The organism is Mycobacterium sp. UM_CSW (genome assembly GCF_000455205.1).
Lineage (GTDB): Bacteria > Actinomycetota > Actinomycetes > Mycobacteriales > Mycobacteriaceae > Mycobacterium.
The window spans coordinates 18090-35097 of record NZ_AUWQ01000025.1; the positions used below are offsets into that span (position 1 = coordinate 18090).

Here is a 17008-nt window from a genome sequence, read left to right on the forward strand (position 1 = left end):
CGGTTCGGCGATGACGACTCCCCCCGGTCCCTACGGCCAGGATCCCTACGGCGCGAATCCCTATGGGCAGGGCCCATATTGGGGCGGCCCGCCGCAGGGCGGCCCGCCACCGGCCGGCCCACCACCGGGCGGGCCGCCACCGGGCGGCGGGTACGCGTACCCGCCGCCGGGTGGCCCGTACGCGCCGGGCCCCTACCCGCCCCAGCAGTTCCCCCCACCCGGCCAGCAGGTCCCGCCCGGCTGGCCCGGCGGGCAGTACCCACCCGGGCCGCCGCCCGGGCCACGCTCCAAGGCGCCGTGGCTGATCCTCGCCGGTGTCGCCGTGCTGGGCGTGATCATCATCGTGGTGCTCTTGGCGATCGGGCTCAACAGCGGAAGCAAGCCGAACAAGGCAGGCCCCTCGACCAACCCGTCCGTCCCCTCCTCGACGAGCGCGCCGTCGTCGCCCAACAGCGCACAGCAGACGGCGACCGGCTGCACGCCCAACGTGTCCGGCGGCGACAAGCCCTCGGGCGACACGATCAGCGCGGGCAAGCTGTCGTTCCCGGCCAGCGCGGCGCCGGGCTGGATGGGGTTCTCGGACGACCAGAGCCCGAACCTGATCGGCGCCGTCGGCGTCGGGCAGGAGGTGCCCGGCGCCAATCAGTGGATGATGCAGGCCGAGGTCGCCGTCACCAACTTCGTCAGCAGCATGGACGTCGCGGCGCAGGCGGCGAAGTTGATGGATTGTGTGGCCAACGGGCCGGGGTACGCGAACGCGACGCCGACGCTCGGGCCGCTGAAGAAGTCGTCGATCACGGTCGACGGCGTCAAGGCCGCCCGCGTCGACGCGGACATCACGATCGCCGACCCCGCGCGCAACGTCAAGGGCGACTCGGTGGTCATCATCGCGGTGGACACCAAGCCGGTGACCGTCTTCATGGGTGCGACGCCGATCGGCGATGCGGGTTCGGCGGGCGTGATGAACGGGGTCATCGGGGCGCTAAAGGTCAAGAAGTAGCGGGGCCCGCCGGCGCGGACACGTGGGTGGCCTCCGAGCGCCCGCGTAGCACGGTGGAATAGCACTCGGCCCAGTGCGCGCACTCGGCGTCATCGGCCCGCTCGATGGCCGCCGCCGAACACAGGATTCGCCGGTCGGCGGTTTTGGCGAGGTCGGCCAGGCGCGCGGCCTCGTTGACCGCATCGCCGATAACCGTATATTCGTAACGGTTTTCGGCGCCGACGTTGCCGGCGAACACCCGGCCGGCCGAGATGCCGATGCCGAAATCGACGGGCAGCCGGCGCAGCTGGATGGCCAACGCGCGCGCCGTCGCCAGCGCCGCCGACGCCGGTTGCACGGTCCGCAGCGGGGCGCCGAAGACGGCCAATGCGGCGTCGCCGGCGAACTTGTTGATCAGCCCGTTGTGTTCGTCGACGGCGTGGACCACGATCCGAAAGAAGTCGTTGAGCACCTCGGCGACCTCTTGCGGGGGGCGGCTTTCCGCGAGTTGCGTCGACCCGACCAGGTCGATGAAGAGCACCGCCGCCTCGACCACGTCGCCGGACAGCGACGCGCCCTCTTGAATGGCGCGCTGCGCGACGTCCGATCCGACGTGGCGCCCGAACAGGTCGCGCACCCTGTCCCGCTCGGCCAGGCCAGTCACCATTCGGTTGAATCCCGTTTGCAGACGCCCGATTTGGGAACGCTCGTAGGCGCCCACTTGGGTTTCGATGTGACCGTGTTCGACCTCGGCCATCGCGTCGACGACCTCGCTGAGCGGATCGGAAATGGATCGCGACGTCAGGATCATCGTCGGCAGCCCGAGGACCAGCGCGGCCAGCGCCACCACCAGGATGGGCACGTCCAACGCGGCCGACTTCGCGATCAGCCAGCCATACGAGCGAAGCACCACCAGTGTCGCGATCACCCCGATGGGAAGCGCGCTGCACATGAACCACAGCAGGACCAGCCGGGCGAAGACGCCGGGTACCGTCATCCGGGGCTCGGACCCCAGAGTGGCGGCACCCATGATCGGGCGCAGCGTGCGTTGCCCGAGCAGCATCCCCGTGCCGGCGGCGGCCGCTCCGCCCACGAGCGTTCCGAGCACTATAGGCAGGAGAATCTGGGGCCCGCCGGCGAGATTGCGCAGCGCGAAGAACAGCCCGGCCACGCCCCAGGCCAACAGCAGGATCACCGACTGGCGGCCGGGCATTTTCATCGCGGCTGCGCGTTGCTCCTGGCTTGGCGCGTCCCCGACGACATACCAGCGCAGCGAGGGAGCCAGGTTCAGCGCGCCACCCACCGTCACGCCAACGATGCCCAGCGCGACGAGGACCATCACCACCGCGGTGTTCTTCTCCGCGAAGTCGACGTTGGCCGCGACGGATGTGCGACCCCTCAGCGGGATCAGGATAGCGGCCGTGTCGAGGACGGCGATGAAGTAGGCGAGCGCCAGGGCGCTCACATACTCAATCGTCAGCCTGCGAGCGGATTTTCGCTGCCCAGCCGCTGGAGCCCGAAGCCAGCTCGGCTTGATCACCCTATAAAGGTAGCCGCGGGTGCGCCCGAAGCTTCCTAGGCGCCGTTGGTCGGGCCGCCCGAATTCTGGCCCGGAATGTCGGTGATCGGGAAGTTGGGCATCGGCTTGGGTGACGACGTGTTGGGCAGCGCCGGGATCTCGCTCGGCGGAATGTCGTGCAATTGGTTGGCCGGTGGCCCGTTTTCGCGGCCGCCGTAGGTGCTGCCGGGCGCCCGCGGCCCCAGCAATTCGCTGACCGTCACCAAGCGGTAGCCGTTGGCCTTGAGCACCGGGATGAACTGGTACACCAGGTCGACGGTGCTCGAGTAGGTGTCATGGAACAGCACCACCGAGCCTGGCTTGATGTACGTCATCAGCATGTACCGCGTCGCGGCCGTGTTGGAGTCGTTGATCCAGTCGAAAGGGATGACGTCCCAAAGGATTTCGGCCAGCCCGAACTTCCCCGCGGTTTGACGCACGACGTCGTTGGACAGCCCGCCCGCGGGACGCCACAGCGACGGGGCCCGGCCCGTCGCGGCGGTGATCGCGTCGTTGCTGCGGGAAAACTGGCCCGCGATGTCTTCCGGCGGGATGGTGGTCATGTTGGGGTGTTCCCAGGTGTGGTTGCCGAACTCCATGCCGGCGTCGGCGACGCGTTTGGCTCCCGCCGGGTTGGCGGCGACCTTGTTGCCGATCAGGAAGAAGGTGGCCTTGGCGTCGGCGTCCTTCAGGACCTGCAGCAGCCGGTCGGTGTATGGCCCCGGCCCGTCATCAAAGGTGAACGCGACGCACTTGACGACCGAGCAGCTGAGGTTGTCGGCCCGCGTCACGTGACCGGTGAGCGCGCCGATCACCAGCACCGCGGCGGCCGCCACGACGCCCAACACGGTCCGCCAATAGCGCCAGGCCTGGCTGTCGGGTCGTTTCGGCACGTAGAAAGCCTACCGGGGGTTGGGTGTGCAGCAGCCGCGTTGACCGTGTAACCAGGGTTTTCAGTGTTGCATCAGGGCGACATTTACGCGGATTTCCCGCCCTGAAGTGACAGTGAAAGCCACGGGTTCACACTCACTGCGGCCCGGCGATCTCCTCGAGCATCTCGGTGACCAGCGCGGCGATCGGCGAGCGCTCGCTGCGCAGCAGCGTGATGTGGGCGAACAGGGGGTGGCCCTTGAGCTTCTCGATCACCGCCGCGACCCCGTCGTGGCGGCCGACGCGCAGGTTGTCGCGCTGGGCGATGTCGTGGGTCAGCACCACCCGCGACCCGGTGCCCAACCGCGAGAGCACGGTCAGCAGCACGTTGCGCTCCAGCGACTGCGCCTCGTCGACGATGACGAACGAGTCGTGCAGCGAGCGGCCCCGGATGTGAGTCAGCGGCAGCACCTCGAGCATGCCCCGGGACAGCACCTCCTCGAGCACCGCCGGGCTGGCCAGTCCCTCGAGCGTGTCGAACACGGCCTGCGCCCACGGGCCCATCTTTTCGCTCTCGCTGCCGGGCAGATAGCCCAGTTCCTGGCCCCCGACCGCGTAGAGCGGACGGAAGACCACCACCTTGCGGTGGGTGCGCCGTTCGAGCACCGCCTCGAGGCCCGCACACAGCGCCAGCGCCGACTTGCCGGTCCCGGCCTTGCCGCCCAGCGACACGATGCCCACCGACTCGTCCAGCAACAGGTCCAGCGCCACGCGCTGTTCGGCGGAACGGCCGCGCAGCCCGAACACCTCGCGGTCCCCGCGAACCAGTTGCACGCGTTTCGCCGCGGTGACCCGCCCCAGCGCATGCGAGCTTCCGCCCAGCAGCCGAATTCCGGTGTGGCACGGCAGGTCTCGCGCCTCGACCAAGTCGATCTCGCCGTCGGCGAACAGCGCGTCGATATCCTCGGTGGCGGTCTCAATCTCGTACATGCCCGACCAACCGGACGCCACGACGTCCTGCGCGTGGTATTCGTCAGCGGACAGGCCCACCGCCGCGGCCTTCACGCGCAGCGGAATGTCCTTGCTGACCAAGGTAACTCGCTTGCCTTCGGCGGCGAGGTTGGCGGCGCAGCTCAAGATCCGGGAGTCGTTGCTGTCGGTCCGAAAGCCCGCGGGTAACACCGTGGGGTCGGTGTGATTCAGTTCGACGTGAAGTGTTCCGCCTTGTGTCCCAACGGGAATCGGCTGATCCAGCCGTCCGTGCTCGAGCCGAAGATCATCGAACAGGCGCAGTGCCTGACGGGCGAACCACCCCAGTTCGTGGTGGTGGCGTTTGGCCTCCAGCTCGCTGATCACCACCAGCGGAACCACCACCTCGTGTTCGGCGAACCGACTGCACGCCCACGGATCGGACAGCAGCACGGAGGTGTCGAGCACATAGGTCCGGAGATCGGTCACGAAGCGCTCCTCGAGCGGGTAAGCCCGCGCGGACCCGCACAGGCATGTCGGCGGGAGCCGCAGCACCAGGACCGGGGCCGGTCCTGCCTAGAACTACCGAGGTAGTGACGGAAGGTGCCGCCCTGGCAGCAGATCTTGTCGCTGGCCATCGGGAACGACGCTACTCTCGTGGCCGCTTCGGCGCCGCGCAGGCGCGCCGAGACCGACACGGCGACACCAAAAACCGGCCGCTGACGGCGGCCGGTTCCGGTGAAGATCGGTTTAACTAATGACGAATTGCGCCAGCGCGGGCTCGCCCGCCACACCCCATTCGGTGATGCGGTCGGAGATCGCCTGCCGCAAATCCTGCGGAGTGAAAATGCCGGCGTCGGCGACGGCCTGCACCTTGTCCGCGTAGGCGTCGATGTCGGCCCCCACCGTCTGCAGGTCCGCTGCCCGCGCGGCGATGGCGGCGATGGTCTCGTCGCGCGTGAACTCAAGGCAGTGCGCGACGAGGTTGGCGAAGATCCCCTCGTGCCGCGTCTCGTCGCGGGCGATGCGGTCGATGAGGCCGGCGAGGACGGGCTCCTCGATGCGGGCCGCCAGGTTGCGGCAGAACACCGCCTGCGTGCGCTCGGTGAGCGCCATGTAGACCAACGTTTCGACCTGGGAGTAGGTGTCAGCGCGGTAGCCCTTCATCACGTACTCGACCCGGGCCTCCTCGTTGGCGGTCGGGTCGACTTCCCGCGTCACCACCAGGTACTCGCGCAGCGCGATGGCGTGCAGGTGCTCCTCGGCCGTCCACCGGCCCAACCAGCGGCCCCACCACTCCTCGAGGATGAAGTGCTCAACGAGCTCGCGGTGGTGCCCGGCGAGGTTGTCCTTGAGCAGCAGCAGGATCTCGCAGGCGTCGGTGATGTCCCTGGGCAGCGTGGTCTGCGACGGGTCCCAGTCGCGTCCGCCCAGGAAGGCGAAGTTCTCGCCCTGGTCGAAGGGCACGTAGTCGTGGGCGAACCACAGGTCCTCGGTGTTGAGGTGGTGGTCCATGAGCCGCTCGACCACGGGCTCGAGTTCGAGGGTCAGTGTGTTAGGAACAGGTTTCTGTGCCATGCGGTTACTGTAACTCGTAGGTACAGGTTCGATGAAATTGTTGGGGCGTGTTGCCACCGAATGGTGACTTTGGTCCCTTAAGCGCTCAGCGGTCGACGAGCGTCCAGTCCTCCAGGCCCTCGTAGAGCGGGAAGTCCCTGGCCAGCCGCGTCACCCGCTCCCGCAGCGCCGAGACGTCGGCGGACGTACCGGCTGCCAGCGCCGTGGCGATGATGTCGGCGACCTCGGTGAATTCGGCGTCCCCGAAACCGCGGGTGGCCAGCGCGGGCGTGCCCACCCGCAGCCCCGACGTCACCATCGGCGGCCGGGGGTCGTTGGGGACCGCGTTGCGGTTGACGGTGATGCCGATCTCGTGCAGCAGGTCCTCGGCGGCCTTGCCGTCCAGCGGCGAGTCACGCAGGTCGACCAGCACCAGGTGCACGTCGGTGCCGCCGCTGACCACTGACACGCCGGCCTTGGCCACGTCGGCCGCCAGCAACCGGTCGGCGACGATGCGCGCCCCGGACAGCGTGCGCTGCTGGCGGTCGGCGAACTCGGGAGTGGTGGCGATCTTGAGCGCGACCGCCTTGCCCGCGATGACGTGCATCAGCGGCCCGCCCTGCTGGCCGGGGAACACCGCCGAGTTGATGGCCTTGGCGTATTCCTGCTTGCCCAGGATCATGCCGGAACGTGCGCCGCCGAGGGTCTTGTGCACCGTCGTGGACACCACGTCCGCGTGCGGCACCGGCGTCGGGTGCAGGCCCACCGCGACCAGCCCGGCGAAGTGCGCCATGTCCACCCACAGCTTGGCGTCGACCTCGTCGGCGATCGAGCGGAATGCCGCGAAGTCGAGGATGCGCGGGTAGGCCGACCAGCCGGCGATGATCACCTTGGGCCGGAACTCGAGCGCCCGGGCCCGCACGACGTCCATGTCGACCAGGTGGGTCTTGGGGTCCACGCCGTAGAAGCCGGCCTCGTACAGCCTTCCGGAGAAGTTCAGCTTCATCCCGTGGGTGAGGTGGCCGCCGTTGGCCAGGTCCAGGCCGAGCAGGTGCTCCCCCGGAGACATGAGGGCGTGCAGCACGGCGGCGTTGGCCTGCGCGCCGGAATGCGGCTGGACGTTGGCGAACTCGGCGCCGAACAACGCCTTGGCCCGGTCGCGGGCGATGTTCTCCACGACGTCGACGTGCTCGCATCCCCCGTAGTAGCGCCGGCCGGGCAATCCCTCGGCGTACTTGTTGGTCAGCACGCTCCCCTGGGCCTGCAGCACCGACCGGGGCACGAAGTTCTCGGAGGCGATCATTTCCAGCGTGTCGCGTTGCCGGTGCAGCTCCTTGTCCAGCAACTCGGCGATGTCGGGATCGACCTCGGCGAGCGGGGCCGACATCACGGTGGAGGAGGTACGGGCGTCGGGTGCGGCAGTCACGGGCGCCAGTCTATCCAGCGCGCTTTTCGCCAGCCCAGCCGTCGGGCGCGCGTCCGCCCCTGCCACACTTGTGCACTATGCCGCGGCCTAGCGAGCCGAGCCCTTATGTGGAGTTCGACCGAAAACAATGGCGTGCGCTTCGCATGTCCACGCCGCTGGCCCTCACCGAAGAGGAACTGGTGGGGCTGCGCGGTCTCGGCGAGCAGATCGACTTGCTGGAGGTCGAAGAGGTCTACCTGCCGCTGGCCCGATTGATCCACCTTCAGGTCGCCGCGCGCCAGCGGCTGTTCGCCGCCACCGCGGAATTCCTCGGGGAACCCCAGCAGAACCCGGACCGGCCGGTGCCGTTCATCATCGGCGTGGCCGGAAGCGTGGCCGTCGGCAAGTCGACGACGGCCCGCGTGCTGCAGGCGCTGCTGGCCCGCTGGGATCACCATCCCCGGGTGGACCTGGTGACCACCGACGGCTTCCTGTACCCGAACGCCGAGCTGGACCGGCGAAACCTGATGCATCGCAAGGGTTTTCCGGAAAGCTACAACCGCAGGGCGTTGATGCGGTTCGTGACGTCGGTCAAATCCGGTTCCGACCACGCGTGTGCGCCGGTGTATTCGCACCTGAAGTACGACATCATCCCGGGCGCCAAGCACGTGGTCCGCCACCCCGACATCTTGATCCTGGAGGGCCTCAACGTCCTGCAGACCGGCCCCACCCTGATGGTGTCGGACCTGTTCGACTTCTCGCTGTATGTGGACGCCCGAATCGAAGACATCGAGCAGTGGTACGTGTCGCGGTTCCTGTCGCTGCGCGGCACCGCGTTCGCCGATCCCGAGTCGCACTTTCACCACTATTCGGCGCTCAATGACACCAAGGCGGTCGCCGCCGCGCGCGAGATCTGGCGGTCGATCAACCGGCCCAACCTGGTCGAGAACATCCTGCCGACCCGGCCCCGCGCCACCCTGGTGTTGCGCAAGGACGCCGACCATTCCATCAATCGGCTGCGGCTGCGCAAGCTGTAGCGCGGAGGCCGGCGGGGAGGGCTAGCTCGCGAGGCGACGCACTCCTAGGTACTGCAGACCGGCGAACGCCGCGGTGTAGACGGCGGTGGCCAGCGTGGCGGCCACTCCGGTTGCGGTCAACACGGGCACGGCTCCGGCGGCCACGATCGCGGCGAGCGTGAACACGACGTTGGCCACGATGATGCCGATCCCGACGCGGCGCAGGTTCGGCGCCGCCGCGAGGCTGAACACAACGAGGCCGGCGAGCACGAAGAACGCGCCCATCGCGTATTCCTGGCCCGACGTGAGTCCCGTCATCGACGAGATCGGGTCGGCGAAGAAGGCGACGGCCAAGCCGCACAGGCCCGTCAACGTGGCGTCGGCGCGCATGGCAAAACGCAGCAGCGAGTCGGTCGAGTCGTACAGGGGGCGGGTTGGAATCCCAGAAACGGCGGTCATGCGATTACTCCTAGCGATGGCGAGGGGGTCGAACTGGTTTGAGCGTGCCGCTCAAGCACTGCCACATCGATCCATGGCGCTGCCAGTTGCTGCCATGCCGAGAATGACCAGGGATTTCGACGGGCTATTCCCCACCGCGCAAACAAATTCAACAGGTGTCTCAAAATGTGGGGCCGGTGGCTTGGTTGGGGTCGGTGGCCGCGCTAGTCGCTGGCGACGGGCACCCGCGCGCGCAGGTCGGCGGCGATGAGCCGGGCGGCGGCGTTTTGCCAGTTGTGCAACGAACGCTGCGGCACCTCGGTCACCAGCCACTGCCAGGCCTGCCGGGCGATGGGATCCAGGCCGGCCGCGGTGGCGTTCTGCGCGTACGCGCGCACCCCGACGACGTACGGGAAGTACAGCGAGTTGTAGTACCGCCACTCCTCGGTGGTTCCGAAATCGCCCGCGTCGCGGGGCTTGAGCCGGGCGATGCCGTCGGCGAGAACGGCCTTCAGCTCGTTGGCGCGCTCCACCGGGTGATCGGGAGCGCCGCGCGCGGCCAGCCGCTCGTCGATCACGGGCAACGCGGTCAGCGGGCTGGCGACGAGCTTGGTCAAGTCGGCATAGTGACCCAGCGCGCGGCGGGTGAGCCGGGCGAAGGTGTCGTCGTCGATGCGCCGGAGATCCTTGCGGGGATCGGCCGAGCGCAGCGGCAGTGCCGCGCCGGTGTGCCGCAACGCGGCCCGGTCGGCGCGCAGCGTCGGCGACCTGGAGAACGCCAGCCGGTCCAGCACCCCGGCCAGCGGATCGGCCAGCACCTGCACCGCGATCGCGATCGCGAGCGTGCTGAACAGCAGCACCGTGAGCACGGTCTGCGCCGTGGGCTCGCGTCGGGTCACGGCGAGGCCGATCAGCGCCTGGCCGCCGAACAGCACCGCCACGACCATCGAACCGGCGAACGAGCGCAGCATGTCGGCGCGCAGTGCCTGACCCTCGTCGAAGGCGTCCCACAGCGCCACCGCCACGCCGAGCGTCAGGACGTCGCAACCCGTCGACGCCAGGGCCAGCCAGCTCGGCACGATGCCCAACGGGATGATCAGGATGGCGTTGGCCAGCGCGAAGAACAGCGTCGCGACCACCACGACGCCGACGACCGACGTCGGCTGCGCGGGCCGCCGCACCGCGACGACCATCGCCCCCAACGTGGACGTGGAGATGACCGCCATCATCAGCAGGTGACCCGGCCGCAGCGGTCCTTCGACGCTGCCGGCCAGCGCCGCGCCCAGCAGGATGAGCGCGCCGACACCGCCAACGAGCAGCAACTCACCGGTGCGCGCGCGCCAGCGGTCGCCTGGCCGGGACAACTCGACGAGCACCGCGAACCACGCCACGCTGGGCACGGCGGCCAGATAGATCTCGAACCGGCTGAGCAGCGCGAGATGCGGGAAGCTCGCCGTGCGGATCGCGTCGAGCGCCACCACCAGCGCGAAGCCACACAGTCCGATCGCCGCGAGCGCGAGCACCGGCTTACGCGGGTCGCGGGCCAGCAGATACAACCCCAGCCACCCGCTCAGCGTGAACACCACCGCCGACAGCGCAGCCATGTATCCAGTTTGGCACGGGGTCTGATGAGCGCCGACCCGCTGCTACTTCCCGTACCTCCGATGCCGCTGGCTGTAGTCCCGCAGCGCGCGCAGGAAATCAACGCGGCGGAAGGCGGGCCAGTGCGCCTCGGTGAACCACATCTCCGAATAGGCGCTCTGCCACAGCAAAAACCCCGACAGCCGCTGTTCCCCCGAGGTGCGGATCACCAGGTCGGGGTCGGGTTGCCCAGAGGTGTAAAGGTTTTCGGAGATGCCTTCCGTGGTCACCGCGTCGATCAGCTCCTCCGCGCTGGCACCGTTGGCGAGTTCCTTGTTCAGCAGCGCGCGCACCGCGTCGACGATCTCCCGGCGGCCGCCGTAGCCGACGGCGACGTTGACGTGGAACGGCGCGACGGCCGGCGTCGACTCCACCGCGTCGCGCAGCCGGCGGGCCTGGTCCTCGCCGATCAGCCCGAGGTCGCCGACCGTGCGCACGCTCCAGCGATTGGCCGGGGCGCAGATCTCCTCGACCACGTCGGTGATGATCTCGATCAGGCCGGCCAGCTCGTCGGGATCGCGTTGCAGGTTTTCGGTGGAGAGCAGGTACACCGTCGTCATCTCGATGCCGGCCTCTTGGCACCAGCGCAGCATCTCGGCGATCTTGGCGGCGCCCATCCGGTAGCCGTAGCTGACGTCGTCGTAACCCGCGTTGCGCGCCCAGCGCCGGTTCCCGTCGCACAGCACCGCGATGTGCCGGGGAAGTTCGGACTTGGAGGCCGCCAGACCCTGCCTCAGCCGCAGCTCGTAGACGCGGTACAACGGCTCCTTGAGCCGCGGCGGGATGATCTCCACGAAGCTCTACCCTACTGTGAGCGACCACAAATTCCGTGGTGGATTTGCGCAAGCCCACCGCACGTCCAGCAGCGTGTCGTGATCATTCGCGGTTACTGTTGGGTCTAATGGCCGCACGGCGAGGCAATAGGGAGACATGAGCAGCAAGACCAGCACGCCCACCAACCCGGAGCCCGAGGCGATCGCGCCGGGCAATCCCGTCGAACAGCTCGTCGACGGCGCCGCCGAAGCCATTTCCAAGCCCCGCATGCGTGGCTGGATCCACTTCTATTCGGCGTGGCTGGCGATCGTCTGCGGCGCATGTCTGGTCTCGGTGTCGTGGGCGGTGGCATCCACCCGCGCGGGGCTGACGACGTTCGCCTACGCCCTGGCCACCGTGGCGATGTTCGCGGTCAGCGCCACCTACCACCGCGTCAACTGGAAATCCGACAAGAGCCGCAACCTGATGAAGCGGCTCGACCATTCGATGATCTTCCTGTTCATCGCCGGCAGCTACACGCCGTTCGCGATGCTGGCGATGCCGCCCGAGGACGGGCGAACCGTGTTGTGGATCGTATGGGGCGGCGCGCTGGCCGGAGTCGTGCTGAAGGTGTGCTGGCCGACGGCGCCGCGCTGGGTGGGCGTCCCGCTGTACCTGCTGCTCGGTTGGGTCGCGGTCTGGTACGCGCCGACCATCATCCACGTCGCCGGGGTCGCCGCGATGGTGCTGCTCGCGGTCGGCGGCGCGTTCTACAGCATCGGTGGCCTGCTCTACGGGCTGCGCTGGCCGGACCCGTGGCCAAAGACGTTCGGCTATCACGAGTTCTTCCACGCCTTCACGGCGATCGCGGCGATCCTGCACTACATCGCGATGTGGTTCGCCGTCTTCTACGTCGGCAACCCGGCCTGACGGTCCCGCTAGACCTGCGTGACGTCGGCCGCCGACCAGTAGGCCTTCATCGCGGTGACCTTGCCGCGGTCATCGAAGACCATCACATCGATCGGCTCGATCACCATCCGGTGCTCCCCCGCGGTGACGGTCAGACGAAACTGGAACGCCGCCTCGTTGCCGGCCACCCGCAGTGACACCAACTCGCATTCGCGCTGCACGTCGTTGACCGCGGAGTAGAAGCCGTGGATCGCCTGGCGACCGATGTGCACCTCGCCGCCGACGGGGTCCTCAACCGTCGCGTCGTCGGCGTACAAGTCCACCAGCTCGTCGGCGCTGCCCTTGGCCACCAGCTCGATGTAGCGGTTGACGGTGTCGGTGATCGCGTGGACGCGGTCCGGGGCGTTCGGCATGGGACGCAGGGTAGCCTCCCGGCTACGGTCCCGAAACATCCAGGGCCGCGGCCAGTTCGGCCACCCCGGTCACCGGCAGGTCGCAAAGCCGGCCGCGGCACACGTAGGCGGCGTCGGCGCCGCCGACCCGGTCCCGCCCCGCCAGCAGCGCCGACGAATCCGGCGCGCCGCCCACGACGATCGCCCCGCCGGGGGCCAGCCGGCGCGCTTCGGCCAGCAGCGCGGAATGAGACGGGTCGCAGGCGACCGCGATCTGCAGCGGCCCGCGTACCGCGGCTTCGGCGACGGCCAGCCAATGCCCGGCCGACCGCGGCGCGCGCTCCAGCAGCAGCGAGTGCGCCGCTAGGGCCTCACCCGCCGCCCGCAGGTACCGCTCCGCGCGTTCCCCGTCGACGAGGTGCGCCGCGGTGAGCAACGCTTCGGTGATCGACGACGCGCCCGACGGCGTCGCACCGTCCAGCGGGTCGGCGGGCCGCAGCACCAATTGCTCGGCGTCGTCGGCGGTGTCGAACCAGCGGCCGGGCCGCTCCGGGTCGGCGAAGTGGCGCAACGCCGTGTCCAGCAAGCCGGTCGCCGACGTCAGCCACGACGCCTCGGCGGTCAGCTGGTACACCGCGAGCAGGCCGGTGGCCAGCATCGCGTAATCCTCGAGAATGCCCGCACTGTCCCCGACCGTCCCGCCCAGGCTGGCGCGCCGCAACCGTCCGTCGACGACGTGCAGCCCCAGCAGCGAAAGGGCGCAACGCCTTGCCGCAGCGGCCAACTCGGGTTGGTCCAACGCCACGCTGGCCTCCGCCAGCGCGGTGATGGCCAGCCCGTTCCACGACGTGACGACCTTGTCGTCACGCCCGGGCTGCGCGCGGGTGAGCCGCGCGGCCAGCAGCGCGGCGCGGACCCGTTCGGCCCGTTGCACGTCGTCGGGGTCGGCGGGCAACTGCAGCACCGAGCTGCCGTTTTCGAAGGTGCCGGACGGGGTGACCGCGAAAAGCTCTGCGGCCCAAGGGCCGTCGTCGGCACCGAGCACCTCGGTCAGCTGCTCCGGTGTCCAGACGTAGGTCGAGCCCTCGCGGCCGTCGGCGTCGGCGTCCAGCGACGAGGTGAACATGTCGCCGTCGGCCAGCTCATCGAGCAGGAACCTCGCCGTCTGGCTGGCGACCCGGCGGGCCAACGGGTCTGCGGTGCGCCGCGCCCAATGGGCGTAGGCGCGCAGCAGCAACGCGTTGTCGTACAGCATCTTCTCGAAATGCGGTACCACCCAAGCGTTGTCGACACTGTAGCGGGCGAAGCCGCCAGCGAGTTGGTCATAGATGCCGCCGCGGGCCATCGCGTTGGCCGTGCGGGTGACCGCCTCCAGCGCCGCCGGCGACCCGGTGCGCTCGTGGTTGCGCAGCAACGCCTCCAGAATCGCCGACGGCGGGAATTTCGGGGCGCCGCCGAACCCGCCGTGCACGGTGTCCTGGTCGCCGAGCACGGAGGCGACGGCGTGGTCACACAGCTGCGGGGCCACGTCCGGCCCGCCGGCGGCCAGTCCACCCGCCATCTTGCGCAACTCACCCGCGATGTGGTCGGAGGCCTCCTCCACCTCGCCGCGGCGGTCCCGCCAGGTCGCAGACACAGCCGAAAGAAGCTGCAGGAAACCATCTTTCGGGTAATACGTGCCGCAGAAGAACGGTCGGCCGTCGGGTGTCAGGAAACACGTCATCGGCCACCCGCCGTGCCCGGTGAGCGCAACCGTCGCGTTCATGTACACCGCGTCGATGTCGGGCCGCTCCTCGCGGTCGACCTTGATGCAGACGAACCCCGCGTTCATCGCCGCGGCCACTTCGTCGTCCTCGAACGATTCGTGGGCCATGACGTGACACCAGTGACACGCGGCGTAGCCGATGGACAGCAGGATCGGCACGTCGCGCGCCGCCGCGTCCGCCAGCGCTCGCGGCGTCCACTGCTGCCAATGCACCGGGTTATCGGCGTGCTGGCGCAGATACGGGCTGGTGGCCAGGCCGAGGGTGTTCGTTGCGCCGGATTCAGCCGGGCTCATCGCGGTGTCTCGGTTGGTCGGGGTTCTCGCCAACCGTGTCGGTGCCCTCGTCGGCGGCCTGGTCGGGCTCGGGGTGCTCCGGATCGAACGTCTTGGGGACCTTTTTCAGCTGCCGGTTCATCGATCGCAACAAGAACAGGGTCGCGATCAGCAGCAGCACGACGACGAGCAGCCCGACCGGGCTCGCCTTGCCGAAGTCGGGCCCGTGGTTGTGCGGGGCGTCTGCAATCACCCGGAGGAGATGGTGCGTCACCCGTCGTCCTCGATCCCGGCGAACAGGTCGTCCTCGGGAAGCTTGACCGGGACGCGGGAGCGGGCCAGCTCGAATTCCTCGGTCGGCCAGAGCCGCTGCTGCCACTCGATGGGAGCGGCGAAGAATTCGGCGTTCGGGTCGATCTGGGTGGCGTGTGCCCGCAGGGCGTCGTCGCGCTGGCTGAAATACGCCGAGCACTCGACCCGCGTCGTCACCCGGGACTCGAACGGGTCATGCTCGGGATCCCAGTGCTTGAGCCACTTTTTGAATGGCCCCTCCTGGCCGCGCTTGACGAACTCGTCGTGCAGCAGCTGCATCCGCGCCCGCAGGAAGCCGTGGTTGTAGTACAGCTTGGACACCGTCCACGGCTCGCCCGCGTCCGGGAAGCGGGCGTAGTCGCCGGCGGCCTCGAACGCGCCGACGGAAACCTGGTGGCAGCGAATGTGGTCGGGATGGGGGTAGCCGCCGTTCTCGTCATAGGTGGTCATCACGTGCGGCCGGAACTCGCGGACCACGCGCACCAGCGCCTCGACGGATTCCTCCAGCGGCACCAGCGCGAAGCAGCCCTCGGGCAGCGGCGGCGGCGGATCGCCCTGGGGCAGGCCGGAGTCGACGAAGCCGAGCCACGTGTGCTCCACACCGAGGATCTCCGCCGCCTTGGCCATCTCGTCGCGCCGGATTTCGGCCATGTGTTCCAGCACATCCGGCAGGTCCATCGCCGGGTTGAGAATCTCGCCGCGCTCGCCGCCGGTCAGCGTCACCACCAAAACCCGGTGACCTTCGTCGGCGTAGCGGGCCAGGGTGGCCGCGCCCTTGCTCGACTCGTCGTCGGGGTGGGCGTGCACCGCCATCAACCGCAGTTCGCTCACGTGCCCCCTTGTCCGAGTCGGTTCGCCGGTCGCCCCCGAAGGGCTAGAAGTGCTAGAAGCGACCTTATAATTCCAGTTCCGATCGTTGCATCCCGTCGGCCGGCGGCCGGCAACCACCACTGCAGGCATACCCAGGCATGACCGAAACTTCCCCTCCGCGCCCCGAGGCCCGCTACGGGCGATCGCGGCTGTCGCGCGTTTCCCGGCGCCGGGTGGCCATCGGCTTGGCCGTGCTGGTCGTGGCCGTCGGCGTAATCGTCGCCGTCGTCGGCTACCAGCGGCTCGGGAACAGTGACGTCACCGGCTCGCTGGCCGGCTACCAGTTGATCGACAACGAGACGGCGTCGGTAACGATCAGCGTGACGCGATCCGACCCGTCGCGCCCGGTCGACTGCATCGTGCGGGTCCGGGCCAAGGACGGCGGCGAGACCGGCAGGCGCGAAGTGCTGGTGGGCCCGTCCGACCAGGCCACCGTGCAGGTGACGACGACGGTGAAATCCGTCCGCCCCCCGGTGATGGCCGACATCTACGGTTGCGGCACCGATGTGCCCGCTTACCTGCGTCCGACCTGACCGCACGATAAGACGAACAGCGAATATTGAGTCATCATCTGTTTGCGCGGTGGTAACATGGATGAATGCACGGTTCCCCTAGGGACCGTGTATTGCTGCATTAAAGGCCGTCGGAAGAACGGAGCGGCGGTAACCGGGGCGGGGACCCGGATACCCCCGGCAGCGGGGTGCAAAAGCTTGCGCGAATACGCGAAACGAGAAAGAAATACGAGGACGACGAGATGACGGATACTCAGGTGACCTGGCTGACCCAGGAGTCACATGACCGACTCAAGGCCGAGCTCGACCAGTTGATCGCGAATCGTCCGATCATCGCCGCGGAAATCAACGACCGCCGCGAAGAGGGCGACCTGCGCGAGAACGGCGGCTACCACGCGGCCCGCGAAGAGCAGGGCCAGCAGGAGGCCCGCATCCGCCAACTGCAGGACCTGCTCAACAACGCCAAGGTCGGCGAGGCGCCCAAGCAGTCCGGCGTCGCGCTGCCCGGCTCGGTGGTCAAGGTCTACTACAACGGCGACAAGTCCGACAGCGAGACGTTCCTGATCGCCACCCGCCAGGAGGGCGTCAACGACGGCAAGCTCGAGGTGTACTCGCCCAACTCACCCCTGGGCGGTGCCCTGATCGACGCCAAGGTCGGCGAGACCCGCAGCTACCAGGTGCCCAACGGCAACACCGTCGAGGTCACGCTAGTCAGCGCGGAGCCGTACCACTCCTAACGTTTCGCGCGAGCAGACGCAAAATCGCACTCAACACGCCTTCGGCGTGCGA

The 17008-nt window shown here is 68.6% G+C and carries 17 protein-coding genes; 5 read left to right on the top strand and 12 right to left on the bottom strand.

Translation table 11 applies throughout. The annotated features are described in order from the left end of the window. The first annotated feature begins 10 nt into the window (after positions 1 to 10). Entirely contained in the window at positions 11 to 1000 is a 990-nt protein-coding gene (locus tag N415_RS10595; protein ID WP_068180707.1) for a hypothetical protein, read from the top strand. Here the strand turns inward: N415_RS10595 and N415_RS10600 are convergent. From N415_RS10600 to glyA, 5 genes are all read right to left on the bottom strand, one after another. After that, positions 990 to 2435, bottom strand: a complete 1446-nt coding sequence (locus tag N415_RS10600) for an adenylate/guanylate cyclase domain-containing protein (RefSeq protein ID WP_068180787.1) — start codon at positions 2433 to 2435, stop codon at positions 990 to 992. The genes N415_RS10595 and N415_RS10600 overlap by 11 nt on opposite strands. A gap of 119 nt (positions 2436 to 2554) precedes the next feature. After that, positions 2555 to 3430 carry a polysaccharide deacetylase family protein gene (locus N415_RS10605; RefSeq protein WP_068180709.1) on the bottom strand — a complete coding sequence of 292 codons (876 nt, stop codon included), beginning with the start codon at positions 3428 to 3430 and terminating at the stop codon, positions 2555 to 2557. Positions 3431 to 3563: 133 nt separating this feature from the next. Further along, positions 3564 to 4865: a PhoH family protein gene (locus N415_RS10610; RefSeq protein ID WP_068101002.1), complete on the bottom strand. Its 1302-nt coding sequence runs from the start codon at positions 4863 to 4865 to the stop codon at positions 3564 to 3566. Between the two features lie 261 nt (positions 4866 to 5126). After that, positions 5127 to 5954: an acyl-ACP desaturase gene (locus N415_RS10615; RefSeq protein ID WP_068180711.1), complete on the bottom strand. Its 828-nt coding sequence runs from the start codon at positions 5952 to 5954 to the stop codon at positions 5127 to 5129. 85 nt (positions 5955 to 6039) lie between these two features. Continuing rightward, positions 6040 to 7320: a serine hydroxymethyltransferase gene (glyA, locus tag N415_RS10620; RefSeq protein WP_068180714.1), complete on the bottom strand. Its 1281-nt coding sequence runs from the start codon at positions 7318 to 7320 to the stop codon at positions 6040 to 6042. Between the two features lie 116 nt (positions 7321 to 7436). Here glyA and coaA point away from each other — a divergent pair, with 116 nt between their 5' ends. Next, on the top strand, positions 7437 to 8375 hold the full coding sequence (gene coaA / locus N415_RS10625; protein ID WP_068127646.1) for a type I pantothenate kinase: 939 nt from the start codon (positions 7437 to 7439) through the stop codon (positions 8373 to 8375). Between the two features lie 21 nt (positions 8376 to 8396). Here coaA and N415_RS10630 read toward each other — a convergent pair whose 3' ends face one another. From N415_RS10630 to N415_RS10640, 3 genes are all read right to left on the bottom strand, one after another. Then, a complete protein-coding gene (locus N415_RS10630) occupies positions 8397 to 8813 on the bottom strand; it encodes a hypothetical protein (RefSeq protein ID WP_068180717.1) in 417 nt (138 codons plus the stop codon). A 203-nt stretch (positions 8814 to 9016) separates the two neighbouring features. Continuing rightward, on the bottom strand, positions 9017 to 10396 hold the full coding sequence (locus N415_RS10635) for a hypothetical protein (RefSeq protein ID WP_068180720.1): 1380 nt from the start codon (positions 10394 to 10396) through the stop codon (positions 9017 to 9019). 42 nt (positions 10397 to 10438) lie between these two features. Next, entirely contained in the window at positions 10439 to 11227 is a 789-nt protein-coding gene (locus tag N415_RS10640) for a (2Z,6E)-farnesyl diphosphate synthase (protein WP_068180722.1), read from the bottom strand. Positions 11228 to 11363: 136 nt separating this feature from the next. On the opposite strand from N415_RS10640, the gene N415_RS10645 reads away from it, so the two are divergent. Next, entirely contained in the window at positions 11364 to 12116 is a 753-nt protein-coding gene (locus N415_RS10645) for a hemolysin III family protein (protein ID WP_068180726.1), read from the top strand. A gap of 8 nt (positions 12117 to 12124) precedes the next feature. Here N415_RS10645 and N415_RS10650 read toward each other — a convergent pair whose 3' ends face one another. Genes N415_RS10650 through mca form a run of 4 tightly spaced genes read right to left on the bottom strand, consistent with a single transcriptional unit; the run spans position 12125 to position 15668 of the window. Further along, positions 12125 to 12508 (bottom strand): nuclear transport factor 2 family protein, encoded by a 384-nt coding sequence (locus tag N415_RS10650; protein WP_068105844.1) that lies wholly within the window; start codon positions 12506 to 12508, stop codon positions 12125 to 12127. A 22-nt stretch (positions 12509 to 12530) separates the two neighbouring features. After that, entirely contained in the window at positions 12531 to 14546 is a 2016-nt protein-coding gene (locus N415_RS10655) for a thioredoxin domain-containing protein (RefSeq protein ID WP_068180729.1), read from the bottom strand. Further along, on the bottom strand, positions 14533 to 14799 hold the full coding sequence (locus tag N415_RS10660) for a hypothetical protein (RefSeq protein WP_068180732.1): 267 nt from the start codon (positions 14797 to 14799) through the stop codon (positions 14533 to 14535). Before N415_RS10660 ends, N415_RS10655 begins: the two co-directional genes overlap by 14 nt. Further along, positions 14796 to 15668 carry a mycothiol conjugate amidase Mca gene (mca, locus tag N415_RS10665; protein WP_068180735.1) on the bottom strand — a complete coding sequence of 291 codons (873 nt, stop codon included), beginning with the start codon at positions 15666 to 15668 and terminating at the stop codon, positions 14796 to 14798. The genes N415_RS10660 and mca overlap by 4 nt, the downstream gene beginning before the upstream one ends. 137 nt (positions 15669 to 15805) lie before the next feature. Between mca and N415_RS10670 the strand changes: the two genes are divergently transcribed. After that, positions 15806 to 16240 carry a DUF4307 domain-containing protein gene (locus N415_RS10670; protein ID WP_068180738.1) on the top strand — a complete coding sequence of 145 codons (435 nt, stop codon included), beginning with the start codon at positions 15806 to 15808 and terminating at the stop codon, positions 16238 to 16240. 221 nt (positions 16241 to 16461) lie between these two features. Beyond that, positions 16462 to 16956, top strand: coding sequence for a transcription elongation factor GreA (gene greA / locus N415_RS10675; protein ID WP_066940885.1), 495 nt, complete (start codon positions 16462 to 16464; stop codon positions 16954 to 16956). Positions 16957 to 17008: the final 52 nt, after the last annotated feature.